We start from the raw sequence: 6,185 nt of genomic DNA on the forward strand, positions 1-6,185 counted from the left end.
TAAGATTGGACAAGGGTAGATATGGACGCAAAATTAAAGTATAAGGCCAAAAAGATAAAAATTGTCTTTTTCGATATAGATGATACCCTGCGAGTCAAGGATACGGGCTTTATCCCAGATTCTATTCAGACAGTTTTCAAGCAGTTGAAAGACAAAGGGATTTTGACGGGTATTGCATCTGGACGAGGAATGTTTGGTGTCGTGCCGGAACTGAGAGCTTTGCAGCCAGACTTTTTCGTTACCTTGAACGGAGCCTATGTCGAAGGCAGCAAAGGGAAGGTGATTTCTCGGACGGTTATCCCTGCTGATAGAGTGACATCCTATATTGCTTGGGCTCGGGAGGAAGGAATTGAATATGGTTTGGTCGGCAGCCATGGAGCAGCCTTGTCCAATCGAAATTCTCTGATTTCAGAGGCCATTGATGTGGTTTATCCAGATTTGCCTGTAAATCCAGACTTTCATTTAGACAAGGATATTTATCAGCTTTGGACTTTTGAGGATAGAGGAGATGGCCTGCAGTTGCCAGAGGCGTTAGCGGAGCATCTGCGTTTGGTTCGCTGGCATCCTCATTCGTCAGATGTCGTGCCGACAGAAGGTTCCAAGGCAGCCGGAGTTTCCAAGGTTGTCGAGCATCTGGGCTTGAAACCTGAAAATGTCATGGTTTTTGGCGACGGACTCAATGATCTGGAATTGTTTGACTATGCAGGAATTGGCATTGCCATGGGCGTTTCCCATGAAGAACTGCGAAAAAGAGCAGATTATATTACAAAAACAGTAGAAGAAGACGGTATCTTTGCCGCCTTAGAGGAGTTAGGTATGGTAGAAAAAGAATTATATTTTCCACAAGTAGAACTTGCAGCAGCAGAAGGTCCAAAAGCGACTATCAAGACTAATCATGGTGACATGAAAGTTCAGCTGTTTCCAGAACAGGCACCAAAAACAGTCGCTAACTTTATTGCCCTTGCTAAAGATGGATATTATGACGGTGTGATTTTCCACCGCATTATTCAGGACTTTATGATTCAGGGTGGTGATCCTACTGGTACCGGTATGGGCGGTCAGTCTATCTATGGTGAGAAATTTGAAGATGAGTTTTCACCAGAATTGTACAATATTCGAGGGGCTCTTTCCATGGCAAACGCTGGACCGAATACTAATGGCAGTCAATTTTTCATTGTTCAAAATAAAAATCTTCCTTATTCAGCTAAGGAATTGAGCCGCGGCGGCTGGCCTGAAGCTATCGCTGAAGTCTATGCCAGTCAGGGAGGAACACCGCATTTGGATCGGCGCCACACTGTCTTTGGTCAGCTGGCTGATGAAGCGTCCTACCACGTTTTGGACAAGATTGCAGCTGTTGAGACGGGGGCTATGGATAAGCCGGTGGAAGATGTTGTGATTGAAACGATTGAGGTTGAAGACTGATGAAAATCGGTGATAAATTAAAAGGCAAAATCACAGGGATTCAGCCTTATGGAGCTTTTGTTGAACTGGAAAACGGAACGATTGGCCTGATTCATATTTCAGAAATTCGTCCGGGCTATATTGAAAATATCCATGATAGTGTAAAGATTGGCCAGCAAGTCTTGGTACAGGTTGTGGACTATGATGAATTTTCTGGGAAGTCCAGTCTGTCCATGCGAACCCTGGAAGAAGAAAAGCACCGCCTCCCTAGACGCCACCGCTTTTCAAATGACCGCTGTAAAATTGGTTTTGAGCCTTTAGGCAGACAGCTGCCTATCTGGATCAAAGAGGCGAAAAAATTCTTAAAAGAAGAAAAAGTTTAAAAAATATCCTGTTCAATAAGAGAACAGGATATTTTGCTTAGATAGAATTGCCATTCAAATCATATCCGACTGCTAAGTTGAAATGGACATATTTTTCAAAAGAACTAAGCATCAAATTCATAGAGAGCAGTAGATAGGTAGCGTTCGCCGTTATCAGGTGCCAGAGCAAGGACTTTTTTGCCAGTTCCTAGTTTTTTCGCTACTTCAATAGCTGCGAAAATGGCAGCAGCAGATGAAATTCCCACTAAGAAGCCTTCCTGACCGCCAATATAACGTCCGAATTCCAGTGCTTGATCAGAAGTTACACGAACAATACCGTTGTAGGCTGCTGTATCCAAGGTCTCTGGAATGAATCCAGCTGAAAGTCCTTGGATTTTGTGAGGGCCTGGCTTCTCACCAGAAAGGATAGCAGATTCGTCTGCTTCAACTGCGTAGATTTGGATATCCGGATTAACTTTTTTAAGAGCGTGAGATACACCGGAAATAGTTCCGCCAGTTCCGACACCGCCTACAAAGGCATCCAGTCCGGTTTCACCGAAAGCAGCGATAATTTCTGCTCCTGTAGTTCGTTCGTGAACCTCTGGATTGGCCGGATTATTAAATTGCAGTGGCAGCCAGCCATTTCGTTCTTGTGCGATTTCTTGTGCTTTTGCAATAGCGCCTTTCATTCCTTCGCTACCTGGAGTCAAGACTAACTCAGCACCATAAGCTTGGATAATCTTGCGGCGCTCCACACTCATGGTCTCTGGCATAACAATGACAACCTTGTAACCTTTAGCTGCTCCAACCCATGAAAGGCCAATGCCAGTATTTCCGCTGGTTGCTTCAACGATAGTATCGCCAGGCTGGATAAGGCCATCGCGTTCAGCCGCCTCAATCATGCTGAGAGCAATTCGGTCTTTAACAGAAGAGCCAGGATTGAAAGCCTCTAACTTCACATACACCTCAGCAGCTCCTTCTGGAACCAAGTTGTTTAATTTGACGATGGGAGTTTGCCCAATTAGTTCTGTAATGTTTTGATAAATACGTGACATAGGATACATACCTCAATATAATTTAATAGAATTAGTATAAAATGAAACAAGCGCTTTGTAAAATATAAAAAAGCTATGAGAGCCATAGCTTTTCTTTATGTCAAAACATCAAGGGGACTTCTACTTGGCGCAGTCCTTGATCCATCATCTCCAATTTGCCCTTAAAAAACTCAGTCAGTTTGTCTTTAAGCAGTTCTCTTTCACCTTTGTCAACGAAAAGAAGGGTGGAGACGGTATCTGTAAATTCAGTATCGTATTCAGCAAGATTTTCCGCCTTCAAAAAATTCGCAAAATCCTGATATTGGCTGTAAGACAGTTTTAAGCGCAGGCCAGCCTGTTCTTTTATCTCAACCAGCCCAATCTCCTTAATAGCCAGAGCAACACTGCCGGCATAAGCTCGAATCAGACCGCCGGCTCCGAGTTTAATACCGCCAAAATAGCGAGTAACCACAACGCAAAGATTGGTCAAATTGTGCTTTTCTAGGACTCCCAGCATAGGAACTCCGGCTGTTCCGCTGGGCTCACCATCATCGCTAGTTCGCTTTATATCACTCTTTTCTCCAATGATAAAAGCAGAGCAGTTATGAGTAGCCTTGTAATGTTCTTTTTTTATAGCAGCTATAAAAGCGCGAGCCTCTTCCTCAGAGTAAACTCTTTTTACATGGCAGATAAAGCGGGATTTTTTAATTTCCTCTTGAACCATGCCATCTTCTTTAATTGTCTTAAATTCCATAACTATATTTTACAAGAAAAGATGAATTTTGCCAAAAAATTACGAATAAATAAGTATGTTAGAGTTACAAGATTGTTTAGGACGGATATTTACAGAAAGTCAGTTAGAGCCTAGCTTGCGAGCACAAGCAAAAGCAATTCCCAGTATCCGAGAAGAAAAAGGCAAGCTCCTATGTGGACGCTGCAACAGCTTGATTGAACGAGAAAATCAGCTACCTGTTGGAGCTTATTATTGCAGAGAATGCTTAATATTGGGCCGGGTACGGAGTGACCAAAAACTTTACTATTTTCCTCAAGAGGATTTTCCTAAGAATCAGGTGCTTAAATGGCAGGGGCAACTGACAGAGTTTCAAGGAAAGGTTTCCAAAGGATTACTTGATGCGCTAGAGAAAAGACAGAATACGTTAGTGCATGCTGTTACTGGCGCTGGAAAAACAGAAATGATTTACCAAGTGCTTGCAAGGGTTATTGATAGAGGAGGAGCTGTTTGCTTGGCCAGCCCGCGGATTGATGTTTGTTTAGAGCTTTATCGGCGCCTTAAAGAAGATTTTTCTTGTGAAATAGCCCTTCTGCATGGGGAGTCAGAAGCTTATTTTCGCAGCTCCTTGGTGATTGCTACCACTCACCAGCTCTTGAAATTTTATCAAGCATTTGATTTGCTGATTGTTGACGAGGTAGATGCTTTTCCTTATGTGGATAATCCCATGCTGTATCACGCTGTAGAGCGTTCTGTGAAAGAGGATGCTACAACCATTTTTCTGACAGCCACTTCCACAGATGAATTGGATAAAAGAGTTCAAAAAGGTGAGTTGAAACGCCTGAGTCTTCCCAGAAGATTTCATGGTAATCCCTTGACCATCCCTCAGAAAATTTGGTTATCTGATTTTCAAAAACATCTTCAGAAGAAGAAAATAGCACCTAAACTTTTAAAATATATACAAAAACAGAGGGAGACTCAATTTCCTCTCTTGATATTTGTTGCAGAAATTCAAAGAGGAGAGGATTTTGCTCATGCTTTGCAGATAGCTCTGCCTGATGAAAAGCTGGCTTTTGTCGCCTCCACAACAGAAAATCGTCTGGAGATTGTCGAACAGTTTCGCCGCAAGGAGATTACTATTTTGGTGACAACGACTATCTTAGAGCGTGGGGTAACCTTTCCTGGTGTAGATGTTTTTGTCTTGGAAGCCAATCATCGCCTGTTCAGTCGTAGTGCTCTGGTTCAGATTTCAGGCCGGGTTGGCCGTAGTATGGATAGACCGACTGGACAGTTGCTATTTTTTCATGATGGGACTACCCTTGCTATGGAAAAGGCAATTCGAGAAATGAGGGATATGAATAAGGAGGCGGGATTATGACAGAGTGTCTTTTATGTAAGGAGCAAATTAAGGAGAAAGGTAGTTTTTTACGGCTTTTTCTATTAAAAAAAGAAGGACCAAGCTGCTGCTCCATTTGTTATCAAAATTTTGAATGCATATCTGAAGAACATTGCCCACGCTGTTTTCGCAATGGGAAATCAGATTTATGTACAGATTGCCAAAAATGGGAGAAAGAGGGCAATCAAGTCCAGCATCAGTCACTATTTACCTATAATGAAGCAATGAAGAATTATTTCAGTCAATACAAGTTTCAGGGAGACTATGCACTGCGTTTTGTATTTGCAAAAGCAACTAAAAAAGCAGTCAAATTGTTTAGGGAGCATGCTATTGTTCCGATTCCAGTCAGCATCGAAAAATTCCAAGAAAGAGGATTTAATCAAGTGCAGGTTATTTTAGATGCTGCAAACTTGTCATATAGAAATATCTTAGAGAAAAAAGACACCCTAGCACAGTCAAGTAAAACTCGTGAGGAGCGTCTGCAGACGCAGCAGGCTTTTAAAATTAAGAATGGAGTTGATTTGCCAGGTAAAATTTTGCTGGTTGATGATATCTATACGACTGGAAAAACCTTGCAATTAGCCAAGCAAATCTTGCTGGAAGCAGGAGTGAAAGAAATTTTGACATTTTCAATCGCAAGATAAGAAAAAATTTGCAAAAAATGAATGAAAGCGTTATAATGATATTATAAATAAAACATTTATGTTTAGAAAGAAGGTACTTATATGCTTAAATATAGTATCCGTGGTGAAAACCTAGAAGTAACAGATGCTCTCCGTGACTACGTAGTTTCTAAACTTGAGAAGATTGAGAAGTATTTCCAAGCAGAGCAAGAACTTGATGCGCGTGTGAATCTCAAGGTATACCGTGAAAAGACTGCGAAAGTGGAAGTGACAATTCCGCTAGGCTCCATCACTCTTCGTGCAGAAGATATCTCTCAGGACATGTATGGATCAATTGATTTGGTCACAGATAAGATTGAGCGCCAAATCCGCAAAAATAAGACCAAGATTGAAAGAAAGAATCGCAATAAAGTTGCTACAAGTCAGCTTTTCACAGATTCCTTTGCTGAAGAAGCAGAAGAAGTTCCGTCAAAAGTTGTCCGTTCAAAACATATTGATTTGAAGCCGATGGACTTGGAAGAAGCGATTCTGCAAATGGATTTATTGGGACATGATTTCTTTATCTATTCCGATGCTGAGGACAGCAGTACGAATGTTATATACCGTCGCGAGGATGGAGATATTGGTCTGTTAGAAGTT

Annotated in this window: 7 protein-coding genes; 5 read left to right on the forward strand and 2 right to left on the reverse strand. The window is 41.8% G+C overall.

Features of this window, described 5'->3' with window-relative positions; all coding sequences use genetic code 11:
* Window positions 1–21 precede the first annotated feature (21 nt).
* Together HMPREF9380_RS07720 and HMPREF9380_RS07715 are read left to right on the forward strand one after the other, a co-directional pair.
* Entirely contained in the window at window positions 22–1,422 is a 1,401-nt protein-coding gene (locus HMPREF9380_RS07720; RefSeq protein ID WP_002932587.1) for a bifunctional Cof-type HAD-IIB family hydrolase/peptidylprolyl isomerase, read from the forward strand.
* Complete coding sequence (locus HMPREF9380_RS07715) at window positions 1,422–1,784, forward strand: S1 RNA-binding domain-containing protein (RefSeq protein ID WP_002901252.1); 363 nt, start codon at window positions 1,422–1,424, stop codon at window positions 1,782–1,784. The genes HMPREF9380_RS07720 and HMPREF9380_RS07715 overlap by 1 nt, the downstream gene beginning before the upstream one ends.
* A gap of 104 nt (window positions 1,785–1,888) precedes the next feature.
* Here the strand turns inward: HMPREF9380_RS07715 and cysK are convergent, their stop codons facing one another.
* Window positions 1,889–2,818: a cysteine synthase A gene (gene cysK / locus HMPREF9380_RS07710; protein ID WP_032907240.1), complete on the reverse strand. Its 930-nt coding sequence runs from the start codon at window positions 2,816–2,818 to the stop codon at window positions 1,889–1,891.
* A gap of 100 nt (window positions 2,819–2,918) precedes the next feature.
* Window positions 2,919–3,551 (reverse strand): YigZ family protein, encoded by a 633-nt coding sequence (locus HMPREF9380_RS07705; protein ID WP_002932592.1) that lies wholly within the window; start codon window positions 3,549–3,551, stop codon window positions 2,919–2,921.
* A 55-nt stretch (window positions 3,552–3,606) separates the two neighbouring features.
* Here HMPREF9380_RS07705 and HMPREF9380_RS07700 point away from each other — a divergent pair, with 55 nt between their 5' ends.
* The 3 genes from HMPREF9380_RS07700 to hpf all read left to right on the forward strand — a co-directional run.
* Entirely contained in the window at window positions 3,607–4,905 is a 1,299-nt protein-coding gene (locus tag HMPREF9380_RS07700; protein ID WP_002932594.1) for a DEAD/DEAH box helicase, read from the forward strand.
* On the forward strand, window positions 4,902–5,567 hold the full coding sequence (locus HMPREF9380_RS07695; RefSeq protein WP_002932600.1) for a ComF family protein: 666 nt from the start codon (window positions 4,902–4,904) through the stop codon (window positions 5,565–5,567). Before HMPREF9380_RS07700 ends, HMPREF9380_RS07695 begins: the two co-directional genes overlap by 4 nt.
* An 81-nt stretch (window positions 5,568–5,648) precedes the next feature.
* Window positions 5,649–6,185, forward strand: a 537-nt coding sequence (gene hpf, locus HMPREF9380_RS07690) for a ribosome hibernation-promoting factor, HPF/YfiA family (protein WP_002932603.1), incomplete at its 3' end; no start/stop codon positions are given.

It is taken from the genome of Streptococcus sanguinis SK49 (genome assembly GCF_000212815.1).
Lineage (GTDB): Bacteria > Bacillota > Bacilli > Lactobacillales > Streptococcaceae > Streptococcus > Streptococcus sanguinis_C.

Bases quoted from the DNA above. Each gene is read 5' to 3' on its own strand.
- HMPREF9380_RS07715 (WP_002901252.1), top strand. From the start codon at position 1,422: ATGAAAATCGGTGATAAATTAAAAGGCAAAATCACAGGGATTCAGCCT.
- HMPREF9380_RS07705 (WP_002932592.1), bottom strand. From the start codon at position 3,551: ATGGAATTTAAGACAATTAAAGAAGATGGCATGGTTCAAGAGGAAATT.
- HMPREF9380_RS07700 (WP_002932594.1), top strand. From the start codon at position 3,607: ATGTTAGAGTTACAAGATTGTTTAGGACGGATATTTACAGAAAGTCAG.
- HMPREF9380_RS07720 (WP_002932587.1), top strand. From the start codon at position 22: ATGGACGCAAAATTAAAGTATAAGGCCAAAAAGATAAAAATTGTCTTT.
- cysK (WP_032907240.1), bottom strand. From the start codon at position 2,818: ATGTCACGTATTTATCAAAACATTACAGAACTAATTGGGCAAACTCCC.
- HMPREF9380_RS07695 (WP_002932600.1), top strand. From the start codon at position 4,902: ATGACAGAGTGTCTTTTATGTAAGGAGCAAATTAAGGAGAAAGGTAGT.